Origin of the sequence: Frateuria sp. (assembly GCF_035943815.1) — a bacterium.
Lineage (GTDB): Bacteria > Pseudomonadota > Gammaproteobacteria > Xanthomonadales > Rhodanobacteraceae > Frateuria_A.
Genome location: NZ_DASZBU010000019.1, coordinates 1 through 16,775, shown reverse-complemented (window position 1 = coordinate 16,775; position 16,775 = coordinate 1). Strand labels below are relative to the sequence as shown.

Below are 16,775 nucleotides of genomic sequence, written 5' to 3'. Positions count from 1 at the left end.
GGTCTGTGCCAATGGGGAAACCCGGTCGCCCCAGCGCTCACGGCTCCTTGGCAGCACGAGCGGCATGCTCGCCGAATAGCGGCCGTGTCTGACCCTGTGGGGAAGCTATGGACCCAACCGAGCAGTCACGGCGCGCCCTTCGCCACCCACGATGCCCGCCTGCGGGCCATCAGCGGAGAAGCCCATGAGCATCAAAGTAGCCGTACTGGTCGGCAGCCTGCGCAAGGATTCCTACAACCGCCGCCTGGCCCGTGCCGTGGAAAAGCTGGCTCCGCAGGATCTGGCCTTCGAACAGGTGCGCATCGACGACTTGCCGCTCTACGACCAGGACTTCGACGCCGACTACCCGCCGCGGTGCCAGCAGCTCAAGGCGCAGATCAAGGCGGCCGACGCGCTGCTGTTCGCTACCCCGGAGTACAACCGCTCGGTGCCCGGCGTGCTCAAGAACGCGATCGACATCGCCTCGCGCCCCTACGGGACCAACGCCTTCGCGGGCAAGCCGGGCGCGGTCATCGGCGCATCCATCGGCGCCACCGGCAGCGCGCTGGCGCAGCAGCACCTGCGCAATACGCTGGCCTACCTGGACGTGCCGCTGCTGGGCCAGCCGGAGGTCTTCGTGCAATTCAAGGACGACGGTCCGATCGACGCCAACGGGGAAATCACCGTCGACAGCACGCGCAAGTTCCTGCAGGGTTTCGTCGATCGCTACGTGGAGTGGGTGCACCGCATCCTCCGGCGATAGAGCCCGCGGACCCGCAACACCTATCCGTTCCGGCCGCGGCGGGCCGGGTGCGATGATCTTGGCGCTTGACTCTGGACCTGGATCAAAGGTCTAGGCTTGCGCCATGAACCCGCAAACCACCGCCCCGCTAACCATCGGTGCCGTCGCCAAGCGCGCCGGCGTGGCCATCGACACCATCCGCTACTACGAACGCCAAGGACTCCTGCCCGAGCCGATGCGTCGCCCTTCGGGCTATCGCAGCTACGGCGAAGGTACGGTGGCACAGCTGCGCTTCATCCGGCGCGCCAAGAACCTGGGCTTCACGCTGGAGGAGATCCGCGAACTGCTGGCGCTTTCGGCCGATCGGCAGCGCGGCGTCAAGGCGGTCAAGCGGCGCGCGCAGCAGCGCCTGGCCGAGATCGAGGCGCGCATCGAGGAGCTCCAGCGCGTGCGTGCCGGGCTGGCGCAATTGATCGAGGCCTGTCCGGGCCACGGCAAGCCCGAGCAGTGCCCGATCCTGCGCGCGCTCGATGGGGAGGACCGGCCATGAGCAGCTGCTGCCAGGCCCACCCAGTGCATGCGGCGGTGAAGGATCCGGTCTGCGGCATGAGCGTCGATCCCCTTGCGACCAAGCACCGTGCCGGACATGCCGGGAAGACCTGGTATTTCTGCAGCGCGCGTTGCCGCGAGCGTTTCGTCGCCATTCCGGAGCGCTTCCTGGGCGGGCACCAGGCGCCGCCGGTCGATGCCGGAGCCATCTATACCTGCCCGATGCACCCGGAAGTGCGCCAGGTCGGTCCGGGCGATTGCCCCAAGTGCGGCATGGCGCTGGAGCCGCTGGCGCCGAGCGCTGAAGCGGACGATCGCGGTGAACTGCACGCGCTGTGGCGCCGCTTCGCCTGGCTGGCCGTGCTGACCCTGCCGGTGGTGGTGCTGGCCATGGGGCCGCACCTGGCCGGTCACCCCTGGCCGGCGCGCTGGATCGGTCTGCTCGGTGGCATCGAGGCGCTGCTGGCCAGCGTGGTGGTGCTGTGGGGCGGGGCGCCATTCTTCCGGCGCGGCTGGCGTTCGCTCAGGCCCTGGTCGCCCAACATGTACACCTTGATCGCGCTCGGCACCGGCGTGGCCTGGGGCTACAGCGTGGTGGCGCTGCTGCTGCCGGGCCTGTTCCCGGTCGGCTTGCGTACGCACGGCCGCGTGGGCGTGTACTTCGAGTCGGCGGCAGTGATCGTCACGCTGGTCAAGCTGGGTGACGTCCTGGAGCTGCGCGCGCGGCGGCGTACCGGCGAGGCGCTCAAGGCCTTGCTTGGACTGGCGCCGAAGATGGCCCACCGCGTGGAGCACGACGGCGAGCGCGACGTGCCGCTGGAACAGGTGCAGGTCGGTGACCTGCTGCGCGTGCGCCCGGGTGAAAAAGTGCCGGTCGACGGGGTGGCGACCGCGGGCGAGAGCCACCTGGACGAGTCCATGCTCACCGGCGAGCCGATGCCGGTGGCCAAGGCGGCGGGCGACCGCCTCACTGCCGGCACGGTCAACCAGGACGGCACGTTGCTGTTGCGCGCGCAGAAGGTAGGCGGCGACACCCTGCTGGCGCAGATCGTCGCGCTGGTGGCGCAGGCGCAGCGCAGCCGTGCGCCGCTGCAGCGCGTGGCCGATCGCGTGGCTGCGTGGTTCGTGCCCGCCGTGGTCGCCACCGCGGTGCTCGCCTTTGCCGCATGGGCGGCGTTCGGGCCGGAGCCGGCGCTGGCGCACGCGCTGGTGGCGGCGGTGTCGGTGCTGATCATCGCCTGTCCCTGCGCGCTGGGCCTGGCCACGCCGATCTCGATCATGGTCGCCAGCGGGCGCGGCGCGCAGGCGGGCGTGCTGTTCCGCGATGCCGCCGCGATCGAGGCGTTGCATGGCGTGGACACGCTGGTGGTGGACAAGACCGGCACGCTGACCGAAGGCCGCCCCGCGCTGCGCGAGGTGGTCGCCCTGGGCGATCAGCCGCAGGAGCGGCTGCTGGCCATGGCGGCCGCGCTGGAGCAGGCCAGCGAGCATCCGCTGGCGCGCGCGATCGTCGCCGGGGAGCAGGCCGCGGGCAGTCGCGTGCCGTCCGCGGCCGGCTTCCGTTCGCTCACCGGCCGCGGCGTGTGCGGGCGCATCGAGGGTGCCGAGGTCGCGCTTGGCAATGCGCGCCTGCTGGATGAGCTCCACGTCGCATTGGACCTGGCCGCCGCAGCGCAGGCCGAACGGCTGCGCACCGGCGGCGCCACCGTGGTGTTCCTGGCGATCGATGGCCGGCTGGCGGGCCTGCTCGCCGTGGCCGACCGCATCAAGCCCGATACGCCCGCCGCGCTGGATACCCTGCGCCGCGAGGGCCTGCGCATCGTCATGCTCAGCGGCGACCACGCCACCACGGCGCAGGCGGTCGCACGAGAGCTTGGCATCGATGAGGTGCATGCCGAGGTCTCGCCGGCGGACAAGGCTGCCGTGGTCGAGCGCCTTCGGCGCGAAGGCCACCGGGTGGCGATGGCCGGTGACGGCATCAACGACGCCCCGGCGCTCGCCGGCGCGGACGTGGGCATCGCCATGGGCAGCGGCACCGACGTGGCGATGGAAAGCGCCCAGGTCACCCTGGTCAAGGGCGAGCTGTCCGCCATCGCCCGCGCCCGCGCGCTTTCGCAGGCGACCGTGCGCAACATCCACCAGAACCTGTTCTTCGCTTTCGTCTACAACACCGTGGGCGTGCCTTTGGCGGCCGGCGTGCTGTATCCGCTGTTCGGGGTGGTGCTCTCGCCGATGATCGCGGCGCTGGCGATGAGCTTGTCGTCCGTGTCGGTGGTGACCAATGCCTTGCGGTTGCGTGGCGCGCGCCTGTGATCCTTCCTTGTCTGCGGGGGATATGCCCGATGCTTCAGCCGCTTTACCGCGGACGCTCGGGAGCTGAGGCAAGTGAAGGTTACCCGTCGTGCGTGGTCCGTTGTAGTTGCACTCAGGTACGTCGACCCACGTTTGCTTGGATGGGCTGAAGTGCACCCTACGATGCTTCTTGAAAGGTAGTCTCAGTCCGCTCGCCTCTAACTCAGTTGTGCGCCCCTGCGGCATCCATTCAACGGGAACGCTAGGGCCGACACTCCCAAGCCTGCGGCATACCTCTCTTGCCTCAACCCCCGAGCGCCGACAGGCGATCGGAAGCCCGCCGCAGGCGAGCCAAGTCGCGCAGAGGCCACGCCAAGAAGCCCGAGGAAGCTCAAGCGCAGCGCCCTCGACCTCGATGCCTTAAGCTGCGCGCGCCCGCGCCCCAAGGGAACCCCAATGCCCCGCACGCTCGCCGAATGGCTGGCCTACCAGGAACACGTCAACCCGCACAGCATCGAGCTCGGGCTCGAACGCGTGCGCACGGTCTGGCGGCGGATGGGCGCACCCGCGCCGGCACCCTGCGTGGTGACCGTGGGCGGAACCAACGGCAAGGGTTCGACCGTCGCCCTGTTGGAAGCGATGCTGCATGCGGCCGGCCGGCGCGTGGGCTGCTACACCTCGCCGCACCTGCTGCGCTACAACGAGCGCGTGCGCATCGACGGCCGCGATGCGACCGACGACGCGTTGACCGGCGCGTTCGAGCGCATCGAGGTGGCCCGCGGCACGGGCGCCGATGCGGTGCCGCTGACCTATTTCGAGTACGGCACGCTGGCGGCGCTGGATCTTTTCGCGCGCGCGGGGCTGGATGTGGCCGTGCTCGAAGTCGGCCTCGGCGGCCGCTTGGACGCGGTCAACATCGTCGATGCCGATGCGGTGGCGATCACCACCATCGACCTGGACCACATGGATTGGCTGGGCAACGACCGCGACAGCATCGGCCGCGAGAAGGCGGGCATCGCGCGGCGCGGCCGGCCGGCCATCGTCGGTGAACTGGACCCGCCGACCGGCCTGCTCGACGCGCTGGCCGCCAGTGGTGCGCAGGTGCAGCGGGCGGGGCGGGATTTCAGCGCGCAGCGGCAGGGGCAGGGCTGGCGTTGGCAGCATCGGGACGGTACTTCGTTCGATCTGCCCGACCCGGCGCTCGCCGCGCCAGTGCAGTACGCCAATGCGGCGACTGCGGTGGCCGTGCTGCACGCGCTGGGCACCGGTGGCCGCATTGCCCCGATGGCGCTGAGCCAGGCGGCCGCCGATGGCCTGCGCGCCGTGCGGGTGCCTGCGCGCCTGCAATCGCTCGGCGGCGATCCACTGCTGGTCGTGGACGTGGGGCACAACCCGCAGGCGGCCCGGGCCCTGGCCGACTGGCTCCAGGCCCGTGATTTCCCGCGCGTGCATGCGGTCTACGGCGCACTGGCGGACAAGGACGTGGCCGGCGTGCTGGTCGCGCTCGGACCCCAGGTCGACCACTGGCACCTGGCCGGCCTGGATGGCGCTTCCCCACGCGGGCTGCCGGTCGGCGCACTGGCCCAGGCGTTGCGGCAGGCCTTGCCCCAGGCCGTATCCGATGCGCACGCGGACGTGCCCGCTGCGCTCGCCGCGGCGCGGACGCGGGCGCAGCCCGGGGAATGCATCCTGGCGTTCGGCTCCTTCTTCGTCGCCAGCGCGGTGTTGGCTGAACCGGCAGCCTGAGCGGACCGTGCCGCCGGCACGGGCAGGTATAATCCCGCTACTTAAGTGTCGTACGGCCCTGGAGCTTCAGTCTTGAAAACACGCCTGCTGGGTGCCTTCGTCCTGATCGCGTTGATGGTGCTGTTCGTGCCGATGTTCTTTTCCAGCACGCCGCCCACCACCGCCGGTGACCAGGCCGTGAGCCTCGCCATTCCTCCGGCGCCGGACCGCGACCTGCAGACGCGCACGATGAGCCTCAACCCCGACGCGCCCGCCAGCGCCGCCAGTGCCGTCAGCCCTGCCGGCACCGCGCCCGTGATCCCGGCGGGCACCCAGTCGGCCGCGGCGGCGCCGTCGGACCGTGTGGCTACCGTCGACATCGCCTCGCGCCGTCCGCGCGACGTGGAAATGGAGCCGAACGCGGCCACATCGCCGGCGGCTCCCGTGATCCCGGCCAAGGTCGCGCCGCCCGCACCGCAGCCGGCCGCCCAGCCGGTGCCCGCCAGCTCCTCCGAGGACACCGCCGGGACCGCCGCGCGCGGCAGCTACACGCTCAATTTGAGCGCCTATTCCAGCGCCGGCGCGCAGCGCCTGATGCAGAAGGTGCGCGAGCTGGGTTATCCGGTGGCCGGCCGCCCGGTCAGCCAGGGCGGCAGGGCGCTGACCCTGGTCACCGCCGGCCCGTTCCAGACGCGCACCGCCGCCGAGGCCGCGCGACTGAAGATCGGCCAGAGCATTCCCGGCGCGCCGGTGCACCTTGAAAGCGGCGCCAGCGACCAGCATGGTGATGTGGCCGCCGCGGCGCCCGCCACCGCCGCCGTCCCCGCGCGCGCAGGCGGTTTCGCGGTGCAGGTGGCGGCAATGGGCAGCCAGGCCGACGCCGGCGCGCTGCGCGACAAGTTGCGTGCGGCGGGCTTCGACGGCTTCGTCGACACGGTCACCTCCGGCGGTCGCCAGCTGTGGCGCGTGCGTGCCGGGCCGCAGACCCAGCGCGCCGATGCCGAGCGCGTGCGTGACCAGATCAAGGCGCGGCTGGGCCTGGCCGGCAATGTGGTGAGCGTGCCGTAAGGCGCGCTCGCAAGGGGCAGCGATGAACTGGATCGACTACGCCATCCTCGTCGCGCTGGCCTTGTCCGTGCTGGTCGGGCTATGGCGCGGGCTGATGTCGGAGGTGCTTTCGCTGGCGGCATGGATCGCCGCGTTCTGGGTGGCATGGGTGTTCGGGCCGCTGGTCGCCGCGCAGTTCGAGCACAGCATTTCCTTGCCGGCGGGACGCATCCTGCTCGGCTATGGGCTGTGCTTCGTGGCGGTGCTGATGCTTGGGGCGCTGCTGCGGTTCATCGTACGGCGGCTGCTATGGAGCACCGGCCTGGGCGGCCTGGACCGGCTGCTGGGCATGCTGTTCGGCTTCGCGCGCGGCGTGCTGCTGGTGACGCTGGTGGTGTTCCTGGCCGGCTTTACCGCGCTGCCGCGCGAGCGCGCCTGGCAGGAATCGACGCTGCTGCCGCAATTCCAGGTCGCCGCCGGCTGGCTGGGCGAGCGGGTACCGGCGAACGTGCGCCGCTACCTGCATCCGCCGGCCGGGCTGCCCAGGCTGCCGTCGGGCTTGCCGGCGCTGCCGATCCTTCCGGGCGGTTCACCTGCGCCGGCGCAGTCTGTGCTTTCGGCCGCGCAGGCCACGCTTACCTGACCCAAGTTCATCTCGAAACGCAGGCATCAAACATGTGCGGAATCATCGGCATCGTCGGTACCACCGAAGTGGCATCGGCGCTTTATGACGGACTTACGGTGCTGCAGCACCGCGGCCAGGACGCTGCCGGCATCGTCACCGTCGAGGGCGCGCACCTGCGCCTGCACAAGGGCAACGGCCTGGTGCGCGACGTCTTCAGCCAGGGCGCGATGAGCCGGCTGCGCGGGCACATCGGCATCGGCCATTGCCGTTATCCGACCGCGGGCTCCGACAACGCCGACGAGGCGCAGCCGTTCTACGTCAACTCGCCCTACGGCATCGCCTTCGCGCACAACGGCAACCTGGTCAACACCGAGGCGCTGCGCCGCGAGATGTACCAGGACGACCGTCGCCACATCAACACCGATTCGGACTCCGAGGTGCTGCTCAACGTGCTGGCGCACGAGCTGCAGATCCAGGACCGCATGGCGCTGACGCCCGACCAGATATTCAAGGCGGTCGCCGGCGTGCATGCGCGCGCGCGTGGCGGCTACGCGTGCCTGGCGCTGATCCAGGGCTACGGCCTGGTGGCATTCCGCGACCCGCACGGCATCCGTCCGCTGGTGCTGGGCGAGCGCGTGACCCCGGCGGGGCGCGAGTACGCGGTGGCGTCCGAATCGGTCGCCTTCGACGTGTTGGGCTTCAAGCGCGTGCGCGACGTGGCGCCGGGCGAGGCGGTGTACATCACCGTCGACGGCCAGCTGCATGCGCGCCGCTGCGCCGAGGGCGCGGTGCACGCGCCATGCATCTTCGAGTACGTGTACCTGGCGCGGCCCGACTCGATGATCGAGGACGTCTCGGTCTACAAGGCGCGCCTGCGCATGGGCGAGAAGCTGGCGCAAAAGATCATGCGCGAGTGCCCGGACCACGGCATCGACGCGGTGATCCCGATCCCTGACACCGCGCGCACCGCCGCCAGCTCGCTGGCCAACGTGCTGGGCGTGCCGTTCCGCGAGGGCTTCGTCAAGAACCGCTACGTCGGGCGTACCTTCATCATGCCGGGGCAGGGCGACCGCGTGAAGTCGGTGCGCCGCAAGTTGAACGCGATCGACCTGGAGTTCCGCAACAAGACCGTGCTGCTGGTCGACGACTCGATCGTGCGCGGCACGACGTCCAAGCAGATCATCCAGATGGCCCGCGACGCAGGGGCGAAAAAGGTCTATTTCGCCTCCGCCGCGCCGCCGGTGCGCTATCCCAACGTGTACGGCATCGACATGCCCTCGGCCAGCGAGCTGGTCGCCGCCGGCAAGAGCGAGAAGGAAGTCGAGCAGTTGCTCGGCGCCGACTGGCTGATCTACCAGGACCTGGCCGATCTCGTCTGGGCGGTGAAGGATGGCAACGAGGAGCTGAAGCAGTTCGATACCTCCTGCTTCTCCGGCGAGTACGTCACCGGCCTGGACCGCGACTACCTGCAGCAGATCGAGATGCTGCGTTCGGACGACGCCAAGGCGGCGCGCCGCAGCGCCTGAATCCCGTCAGCCGAGGTTGTGGCCGATGTGCCACAACACGCCCGACGGATCGATCAGGTGGAAGTCGCGCATGCGCCACGGACGGTCCGCCGGTGCGGTCATGCGCACGTTGTGCTCGCGATAGCGGGCGATGAGGTCCTGCTCGACCAGGCGCCTGTGCCAGGCGTCGGCGTCGTCCACCAGCAGGTGCATCATGAAGTTGTCGGCATGTGCCTGGTCGTAGAAGCGCTGCAGCAGGAAGCTGCATTCGTCCAGGGCGAAGTAGGCCACGCCGTCGAATTCCGATCGCTCCTGGAAACCCATGTCGGCGTAGAAGCGCCGCGATACCTCGTAGTCCCGTGCCGGGACGAACGCCTTGATCTCGATCGCATGGAGGTTGGGCACGTCGGTTCCAAGGCAACGGCGGGACGCCACTATGCAACCGCGGTGCTGGCCCAGGCAACGCAAGCCGCGACGTAAACTTGCCGCATGAACGACCTGCACCAAGCTGCCCGGCGCTGCATCGAAGCCAGCGATCCGCAAGAAAAGCTCCGCCTGACCGGTGACACATGGCGTGCCCTGCAGGCGGGCGAACTGCGCCCGGGCCCGCTGGGGCCGCCACCGGAGGCGATCGGAGCGCCTGGCCGCCCGCCACGCCCGCGCCTGGTCGAGGCGCGCCAGGTGCCGCAGCGCGGCCTGGGCACGCCCGAAGGTCGCGCCGCGCTCGTCCATGCCATCGCGCATATCGAATTCAACGCGATCAACCTGGCCTGGGACGCGGTCTACCGCTTCCGCGGCCTCCCTGCCGACTACTACCGCGACTGGGCCAGTTGCGCCCACGACGAGGCACGCCATTTCGCCATGCTCGATGCGCGCTTGGCCGAGTTCGGCCACGCCTATGGCGACTTCGACGCCCACAACGGATTGTGGGAGATGGCCCAGAAGACGTCCCACAGCGATCTCGCCCGCATGGCGCTGGTGCCGCGCGTTCTGGAAGCTCGCGGCCTGGACGTCACGCCCGGCATGATCGAACGCCTGCAAGGCGTGGGCGACGGGCGCACTATCGACATCCTGCAAGTGATCCTGCGCGAGGAGGTTGCCCACGTGGCGGCCGGCACGCGCTGGTTCCGATGGTGCTGTGAGCGCGACGGGGTAGAGCCGCGTGCGACGTTCGTGCAGCTGCTGCGCGAGTACATGGGCGGCAGCGTGCGTGGGCCTTTCAACCGTTCCGCACGGCTGGCTGCGGGCTTCGACGCGGAGGAAATGGACCAGCTCGCCGCGCTGGCCGTCTGAAGGTAGGGCACGGCCAGCGGGCCTGTTGCCGCGCAGGGCGCCGCTTCGCCGAAGGAGCAAAGAAAAAGGCCACCGCTAGCGGTGGCCTTTTCTCGAACCTTGGTCGGGGTGACATGATTCGAACATGCGACTTCTACGTCCCGAACGTAGCGCTCTACCAGGCTGAGCTACACCCCGTGGAGCCGCGTATCTTAGTGAGCCGGCGAAAGCTTGGCAACATCCCCGGCCAAATTTTCCCCGAGCACGCGCCGGGTGGCGCACGGCCATCTGCTAACCTAGACGGCTGCCGTTGCGCGGCTTGGTCGCGCGTCCGTTACCCGCAAGCAGAGGATTCCATGGCGCTTACACCGGCCCGCACCATGCCCGGCGTGCTCGAGCTGCTGCCGCTGGACCAGATCGCGTTCCAGCGCATGCTCGACACCATCCGACGCAACTTCGAGCGCTTCGGCTTCCTGCCGGTGGAAACGCCGGTGATCGAGTTCTCCGACGTGCTGCTGACCAAGACCGGCGGCGAGACCGAGCGGCAGGTGTACTTCGTACAGTCCACCGGTGCACTGGCCAAGGAAGGCACGCCGGAACTGGCGCTGCGCTTCGACCTCACCGTGCCGCTCGCCCGCTACGTGGCCGAGCACGAGCACGACCTGAGCTTCCCGTTCCGCCGCTACCAGATGCAGCGCGTGTACCGTGGCGAGCGTGCCCAACGCGGTCGCTTCCGCGAGTTCTATCAGTGCGACATCGACGTGATCGGCAAGGACAGCCTGAGCACGCGCTACGACGCCGAGCTGCCCGCGGTGATCTATAGCGTGTTCCGCGAGATGGACATCGGCGCCTTCACCATCCAGCTCAACAACCGCAAGCTGATGCGCGGCTACTTCGAGAGCCTCGGCGTGGCCGACCCCGAGCAGCAGATGCTGGTGCTGCGCGAGGTGGACAAGCTGGACAAGCGCGGCGCCGATTACGTGCGCGACACGCTGACCGGCGAAGGCTTCGGTCTTTCCCCCGAGGCCGTGGGCAAGATCCTGGATTTCGTACAGGTGCGTTCGTCCTCGCTGGCCGACGCGTTCGCAAGGCTCGACGCGTTGGGCAACGGTCCGGAGGCCTTGGAGCAGGGCAGGGCGGAACTGAAGGAAGTGCTCGGCCTGATCCGCGATTTCGGCGTGCCCGAAACGCATTTCGCGCTGAACCTCTCGATCGCCCGCGGCCTGGACTACTACACCGGCACCGTCTACGAGACCACGCTCAACGACCACCCGCAAATCGGCTCGATCTGCTCGGGCGGCCGCTACGAGAACCTCGCCAGCCAGTACACCAAGTCCAAACTCCCCGGCGTAGGCATCTCCATCGGCCTGACCCGCCTGTTCTGGCAACTGCGCGAGGCCGGCCTGCTCGGTAGCGTACGCAGCACGGTGGACGTGCTGGTGACCCAGATGGATCCGGCGCAGTTGCCGGCGTACCTGGCGATCGCCAGCGAACTGCGCGCGGCCGGCATCGCCACCGAAGTGGTGCTGGAAACGGGCAAGCTCGCCAAGCAGTTCAAGTACGCCGACCGCGCCGGCATCCGCTTCGCACTGGTGCTGGGCGAGGACGAGGCGGCCAAGGGCGTAGTCACGGTCAAGGACCTTCGCCGTGGCGACCAGTTCGAGGTGGCGCGCGGCGAGCTGGCCAAGGCGCTGCGCGTGGAACTGGAGCAAGCGGCGGCGATGGGGCAGTAGGGCAACGTAGCCCACGCTCCCGCCGGACGTCATTCCCGAGAAAGCGGGAATCTACTTTGCGCCTAGCGAGAAACAACAAATCGGAGCACCGATGGAAACGATCATTCTGGACGGCCGCAGCCTAACGCGCGCGCAACTGGTCGCCGTGGCGCGCCATGGTGCGACAGTGGCGCTGGATCCCAAACAGCTCGAGCGCGTGCAGCACGCGGCCGATTTTCTGGCCGACAAGGTCAGCTGTGGTGAACCGACCTACGGCGTCACCACCGGCTTCGGCAGCAACGCCGACAAGCTGTTGGGCGGCCATCGCATGCGCGACGAGCTGGTGATGGACCAGGCCGACCCGCGCCACCCGGCCCGGGAAGGCGTCAGCCTGATGGAAGAGCTGCAGCACAACCTGATCGTCACCCACGCGGTCTGCGTGGGCAAACCGTTCGCGCCGGAAGTGGTGCGGGCCATGCTGGCGATCCGCATCAACACGCTGATGCGGGGGCACTCGGGCATCCGCGTGGCCACGCTCGAGGCGCTCACCGCGATGCTCAACCGCGGCGTGGTGCCGGTGGTGCCGGAGAAGGGTTCGGTGGGCGCCAGCGGCGACCTCGCCCCACTTTCGCACCTTGCGATCGTACTGCTGGGCGGCGGCGAGGCCTTCTACGAGGGCGAGCGCCTGCCGGGCGCCGAGGCCCTGAAGCGCGCGGTGCTGGAGCCGATCCGCCTCTCCTTCAAGGAAGGCCTGGCGCTCAACAACGGCACGGCGCAGATGCTCGCCACCGCGGCGCTGGCACTGGACGAGCTGGAATACCTGCTCGGCGTGGCCGACCTCGCCGCGGCGACGACGCTGGACGCCTTTGCCGGCCGCAGCGGCGCGCTGCGGCCCGAAGTGCACGCGCTGCGCCCGCATCCGGGCCAGGTCGACACCGCCGCGCACGTGCGCGAGTTGCTGTCCGGCTCCACGCTGCTGGACATTCCCTATCACCTGGTGCCGCGCTTCAAGCCGTGGAACGCCGAAGCCTGGGATCGCCCCGAAGACCAGGCGCTGTCCTTCGACATCGGCTGGGACTGGGTCCCGGCCAACCAGCGCCACGGCCGCGAGGCCTTCTACGACCGCTTCCTGCCGTTCAAGGGCGGCAAGAAGCACCAGCCGCAAGACGCCTACTGCCTGCGCTGCATGCCACAGGTGCACGGCGCGGTGCGCGACGCCTGGGCACAGGCCTGCCGCGTGATCGACATCGAACTCAACTCGGTGACGGACAACCCGCTGATCTTCCCCGACGCCGAGGGCGCGCAGTTCATCGAGGAACAGGTGATCTCCGCCGGCCACTTCCACGGCATGCCGCTGGCGCTGGCGATGAGCTACGTCAAGGCCGCGATCCCGGTGCTGGCCTCGATCTCCGAGCGACGCCTCAACAAGCTGGTGGATCCGGCCACCAACGACGGCCTGCCGGCCTTCCTCACCGGCAACGAGGACGGCACCGATTCGGGCTTCATGATCGTGCAGTACACCGCCGCCGCGCTGGTCAACGACCTGGCCACGCGCGCGCATCCGGCCAGCGTGTATTCGATCCCGACCAGCGCGAACGCCGAGGACCACGTATCGATGGGCGCCAACGAGGCGCGCCACGTGCTGGAGATGATGGAGGACCTGGGTCACGTGCTGGCGCTGGAGCTCTACACCGCGGCACAGGCGCTGGATTATCGCCGCGAGATGCTCAATGCCGCGCGCCGGCTGGCCGCGCGCGGAGACTGGCGCGCGCTGGCCGAGAAGATCGGCAACGCGCCGCGCGAAGGCCACCCGCAGTATGCCCAGTTCGAACAGGAAGTACGCCAGCTGATGGCCGCGCTGGCGCAGAGCGAGGAGTTCCACGCCGGCACCGCGGTGCAGGCCGCGCACGCGCTGCTGCGCGAGCGCATCGCCTTCATGCACCGCGACCGCGCGATGGACGGCGACGTACGTACCGTCTGCGAACTGCAGCACCAACGCGCCTTCGCCGCCGCGGCCCGTTCATAGCGGACGCCGCCGATCACCCCCGATTCCCCGGAGTTTCCATGAGCCTCATCCAAGTCCCGGTTTCCTACGGCGAGCTGATCGACAAGATCACCATCCTGGAGATCAAGGCGCGCCAGATCAGCGACCCGGCCAAGCTCGCCAACGTGCGCAACGAGCTGGACCTGCTCAATGCGACCTGGGCCAGCGACGCCGCCTCGCAAACCGACATCGGCAGTGAGCGCGCGCGCCTGCTGGCCGTCAACGAGGCGCTGTGGGACATCGAGGACCGCATCCGCCTGAAGGAGAAGGCGCAGGCCTTCGACGGCGAATTCGTCGAGCTGGCCCGTTCGGTGTACTTCCGCAACGACGAGCGCGCGGCGGTCAAGCGCGAGATCAACCTCAAGCTGGGCTCGCAGCTGGTCGAGGAAAAGTCGTACCAGGATTATCGGCCGCCGGGCGCGTAAGTCCCCTTCGGCTTTTGCGTTGCGAGCCTACGCGCTGGGCGAACGATTACCGGAACCGTCCGCCCCGGCGTAGCCCGCAGGGCGAAGTCGAAAGGCTTGCCTCAGCCTTCAATCCCGAATCTCGCTCCCGCCGGGAGAGGGTGAGGTCAGGCAAGTGCGCGCGACGAGGCAAACGCCTCGAATCGCTCGACCACGTCGTCGACGCCGATCAGGTCCATCACGCCCTGCCGCTCGATCTTCGTCCCCCACGCCAGCTCGCTCGCCGGCTTGCCCAGAAAACGCAGCGCCGCCTCGTCGTATTTGTCGACGCACCACCTGCGGTCGGAGTAGGGCCCGGAGCGGTTCGGATTGCTCGCCGCGTGCAGTCCCAACACCTTGGTGCCCATCGCGTTGGCCATGTGCATCGGCCCGGAGTCCGGCGTCAGCAGCAACTGCGCGCGAGTGCACATGGCGAGCATCCGCTTGAGCGTGTCCTTGCCGGTGATGTCCAGCGGCCGGCGTCTGCAGGCGCCCAGCACCGCGTCGGCCATCGCCCGCTCGCCGCGAGAAGGGCCGCCGACCAAGGCCACTCGCCAGCCGCGCGACAGCACGTGGTCGATCACCGCCGCGTAGCGTTCCGGTCGCCAGTTGCGCAGGGCATGGCTCGACGTAGGGCTGACCAGCAGGGTGGGCGTGTCGCCCGGCAGTTGCTGTTCGGCCCAGGCGTGCGCCTCCTCGGGCACCGGGATATCCCAGCGCACCTGCGTCTGCTTCAGGCCCAGCGGTTCGCAAAAGCTGCCGAGCGCGTCCAGCACGTGCTCGCCGCTGCGAGCGGGAATGCGCTCGTTGATGACCAGCCCGTGCAGGTCCTTCGACCGGGCGTGGTCGTAACCGATACGTCGGTGCGCCCGAACGCCCAGGCTCAGGAGATTCGAACGCAGCGCCACCTGCATCTGCAGCAAGGCGTCGAAGCGGTGCCCGCGCAGCGCCGCGTGTACTTCGCGCATGCCGCGCCAACCTGCGGCCTTGTCGAACGTCACGAACTGCACGCCCCCGATGTCGCCAACCAGCTTGCGCTCCAGCTTGCCCACGATCCAGGTCAGCGCCGTCTGCGGCCAGGCCTGCTGCAGCGTGCGCACCAGCGGCACCACGTGCGTGACGTCGCCGATCGCCGAGGTGCGCAGCAGGCACAGTGCAGCGGGGGCGGGCAGGGAGCTTGGGCTAGAATCGCGGGACATGAACCTCTCCTTCGGCCGCCCATGATGATGCAGGAGCAGATCCACGCGGAAGCCGGCGGCGCGGTGGTTTGCGACGCCTCGCTCGCGCCTGCGGCCGATGCGCGCTGGTTCGATCCGGCGTATTGGCAACAAGGCGGCGCCGTGCACGTGCTCGGCGGCGGGCGTGGAGGGGTGGCGGTGATCGATACGCCAGCGGGCGTCGGCGTTCTGCGCCATTACCACCGCGGCGGCCTGGTCGCCCGGTTCAACCGCGATCGCTATCTCTGGGCCGGCGCCGACCGTACACGCAGCTTCGCCGAGTTTCGCCTGCTCGCGCATGCCGCGGCGCTGGGCCTGCCCGCGCCGCGACCCATCGCGGCACGCTACGTGCGCCATGGGCTCTTCTACACGGCCGACCTGATCACCCGCCGCATCGAAGACGCCCAGACCCTGGCGCAATGCCTGGCCGCCGACCGGCTGGATGCGGATCTCGCCCGGGAGACCGGCGCGCTGGTCGCGCGCTTCCACCGCGCGGGCATCTGGCATGCCGACCTCAACGCGCACAACGTGCTGGTGAGCGGCGGGGCGCTGTACCTGATCGACTTCGACCGCGGCGAACTGCGCACGCCGGCCGAAGGCTGGCGGCTGGCCAACCTGGCGCGGCTGCGCCGTTCGCTGCTCAAGCTCGGCGCCGCCACGCGGATTCCCGGTTTCCAGGCGGCGGTCTGGGAGCCGCTGCTCTACGGCTACGAACGGACGCTGGGCGCATGAACTGGTCGCTACATTTCCTGGGCGTGGGCGCCGCCCATGCGGTGCAACTGGGTTCGTCCGCCGCCGTGCTCGAGCGCAATGGCGAGCCCCTGCTGCTGATCGATTGCGGGCCCGACACGCTGGACCGCTATCGCGCCGCCTATGGCGGGCTGCCGCGCGCCATCTACATCACCCACACGCACCTGGATCACGTCGGCGGCATGGAGCGGCTGTTCACGCAGCTATGGTTCGACGAGGCGCTGCGCGGCAGCGTGCGCGTGTTCGTCCATGCTGCGCTGGTGCCGTGGCTGCAGGCGCGCGTGGCCGACTACCCCGGTGTGCTGGCCGAGGGCGGCGTCAACTACTGGGAAGCCTTCCGGCTGGTACCGTGCAGCCGCGGCTTCTGGCTGGACGGCCGGTGGTTCGACGTGTTTCCCACCCGCCACCATCGCCCCGACACCTCGTTCGGCCTGGCGCTGCACGGCAGCTTCGTCTTCACCGGCGACACGCGGCCGGTGCCGGAGATGCTGGCGCGCTACGCGGCGGCGGGCGAGCGCGTGCTGCACGATTGCGGGCTGATTGGCAATCCTTCGCACAGTGGCGTGGACGACCTGGAGCGCGAGTACGACGAGCCGCTGCGCCGGCAACTGGTGCTGTACCACTACGGCAGTGCGGCCGACGGCGAGCAACTACGGGCGCGTGGCTACGCCATCGCAGAGGCTGGCGAGCGAATCGAACTGCTGGCGCCATCGCCACAGCGAGCGGACGCCGGCTAGCTGTGTAAACCCACCAGGTTGTTCATGGTGATGCGGGTGATTGGGGCCCGGTAATCCAGGCTGGCGTGTGGCCGATGCCAGTTGTACTGGTGTAGCCAGGTCAGCCAATGGGCGGCGCGCTGGGCAGAGTGCTCGT

Annotated in this window: 15 protein-coding genes, 1 tRNA gene and 1 pseudogene; 13 read left to right on the top strand and 4 right to left on the bottom strand. The window is 69.3% G+C overall.

Translation table 11 applies throughout. The annotated features are described in order from the left end of the window. Positions 1-184: 184 nt before the first annotated feature. The 7 genes from VGU65_RS13890 to purF all read left to right on the top strand — a co-directional run bounded on the left by VGU65_RS13890 (position 185) and on the right by purF (position 8,485). Positions 185-742: an NADPH-dependent FMN reductase gene (locus tag VGU65_RS13890; RefSeq protein ID WP_327476666.1), complete on the top strand. Its 558-nt coding sequence runs from the start codon at positions 185-187 to the stop codon at positions 740-742. A 103-nt stretch (positions 743-845) separates the two neighbouring features. Continuing rightward, positions 846-1,271 (top strand): heavy metal-responsive transcriptional regulator, encoded by a 426-nt coding sequence (locus VGU65_RS13885; RefSeq protein ID WP_327476664.1) that lies wholly within the window; start codon positions 846-848, stop codon positions 1,269-1,271. Next, entirely contained in the window at positions 1,268-3,583 is a 2,316-nt protein-coding gene (locus tag VGU65_RS13880) for a heavy metal translocating P-type ATPase (RefSeq protein ID WP_327476662.1), read from the top strand. Before VGU65_RS13885 ends, VGU65_RS13880 begins: the two co-directional genes overlap by 4 nt. A 435-nt stretch (positions 3,584-4,018) precedes the next feature. Next, complete coding sequence (folC, locus tag VGU65_RS13875; RefSeq protein ID WP_327476660.1) at positions 4,019-5,308, top strand: bifunctional tetrahydrofolate synthase/dihydrofolate synthase; 1,290 nt, start codon at positions 4,019-4,021, stop codon at positions 5,306-5,308. A gap of 72 nt (positions 5,309-5,380) precedes the next feature. Then, the gene (locus tag VGU65_RS13870) at positions 5,381-6,355 is read left to right on the top strand and encodes an SPOR domain-containing protein (RefSeq protein WP_327476658.1); all 975 of its coding nucleotides are present in this window, start codon (positions 5,381-5,383) and stop codon (positions 6,353-6,355) included. Positions 6,356-6,377: 22 nt separating this feature from the next. Next, complete coding sequence (locus VGU65_RS13865; protein WP_327476656.1) at positions 6,378-6,977, top strand: CvpA family protein; 600 nt, start codon at positions 6,378-6,380, stop codon at positions 6,975-6,977. Positions 6,978-7,009: 32 nt separating this feature from the next. Further along, entirely contained in the window at positions 7,010-8,485 is a 1,476-nt protein-coding gene (purF, locus tag VGU65_RS13860) for an amidophosphoribosyltransferase (RefSeq protein ID WP_327476654.1), read from the top strand. A gap of 6 nt (positions 8,486-8,491) precedes the next feature. Here the strand turns inward: purF and VGU65_RS13855 are convergent, their stop codons facing one another. After that, the gene (locus VGU65_RS13855) at positions 8,492-8,869 is read right to left on the bottom strand and encodes a VOC family protein (protein WP_327476652.1); all 378 of its coding nucleotides are present in this window, start codon (positions 8,867-8,869) and stop codon (positions 8,492-8,494) included. Positions 8,870-8,953: 84 nt separating this feature from the next. On the opposite strand from VGU65_RS13855, the gene VGU65_RS13850 reads away from it, so the two are divergent. Continuing rightward, a complete protein-coding gene (locus VGU65_RS13850) occupies positions 8,954-9,757 on the top strand; it encodes a ferritin-like domain-containing protein (protein WP_327476651.1) in 804 nt (267 codons plus the stop codon). Between the two features lie 100 nt (positions 9,758-9,857). Here the strand turns inward: VGU65_RS13850 and VGU65_RS13845 are convergent. Continuing rightward, a tRNA-Pro gene (locus tag VGU65_RS13845) sits at positions 9,858-9,934 on the bottom strand. Positions 9,935-10,092: 158 nt separating this feature from the next. On the opposite strand from VGU65_RS13845, the gene hisS reads away from it, so the two are divergent. The 3 genes from hisS (at position 10,093) to VGU65_RS13830 (ending at position 13,917) form a co-directional block, all read left to right on the top strand. Further along, on the top strand, positions 10,093-11,469 hold the full coding sequence (gene hisS, locus VGU65_RS13840) for a histidine--tRNA ligase (protein WP_327476649.1): 1,377 nt from the start codon (positions 10,093-10,095) through the stop codon (positions 11,467-11,469). A gap of 91 nt (positions 11,470-11,560) precedes the next feature. Next, positions 11,561-13,474 (top strand): HAL/PAL/TAL family ammonia-lyase, encoded by a 1,914-nt coding sequence (locus tag VGU65_RS13835; protein WP_327476647.1) that lies wholly within the window; start codon positions 11,561-11,563, stop codon positions 13,472-13,474. Positions 13,475-13,512: 38 nt separating this feature from the next. Beyond that, on the top strand, positions 13,513-13,917 hold the full coding sequence (locus VGU65_RS13830) for a DUF6165 family protein (RefSeq protein WP_327476645.1): 405 nt from the start codon (positions 13,513-13,515) through the stop codon (positions 13,915-13,917). Positions 13,918-14,063: 146 nt separating this feature from the next. On the opposite strand, the gene VGU65_RS13825 is transcribed toward VGU65_RS13830, so the two are convergent. Next, positions 14,064-15,134 carry a glycosyltransferase family 9 protein gene (locus VGU65_RS13825; protein WP_414655827.1) on the bottom strand — a complete coding sequence of 357 codons (1,071 nt, stop codon included), beginning with the start codon at positions 15,132-15,134 and terminating at the stop codon, positions 14,064-14,066. Positions 15,135-15,155: 21 nt separating this feature from the next. Between VGU65_RS13825 and VGU65_RS13820 the strand changes: the two genes are divergently transcribed. Both VGU65_RS13820 and VGU65_RS13815 read left to right on the top strand, forming a co-directional pair. Next, entirely contained in the window at positions 15,156-15,884 is a 729-nt protein-coding gene (locus tag VGU65_RS13820) for a 3-deoxy-D-manno-octulosonic acid kinase (protein WP_327476643.1), read from the top strand. Then, the gene (locus tag VGU65_RS13815) at positions 15,881-16,639 is read left to right on the top strand and encodes an MBL fold metallo-hydrolase (RefSeq protein WP_327476641.1); all 759 of its coding nucleotides are present in this window, start codon (positions 15,881-15,883) and stop codon (positions 16,637-16,639) included. Before VGU65_RS13820 ends, VGU65_RS13815 begins: the two co-directional genes overlap by 4 nt. On the opposite strand, the pseudogene VGU65_RS13810 reads toward VGU65_RS13815, so the two are convergent. Continuing rightward, positions 16,636-16,775: pseudogene (locus VGU65_RS13810) on the bottom strand (IS481 family transposase); the annotation flags it as partial. The gene VGU65_RS13815 and the pseudogene VGU65_RS13810 sit on opposite strands and share 4 nt — an antisense overlap.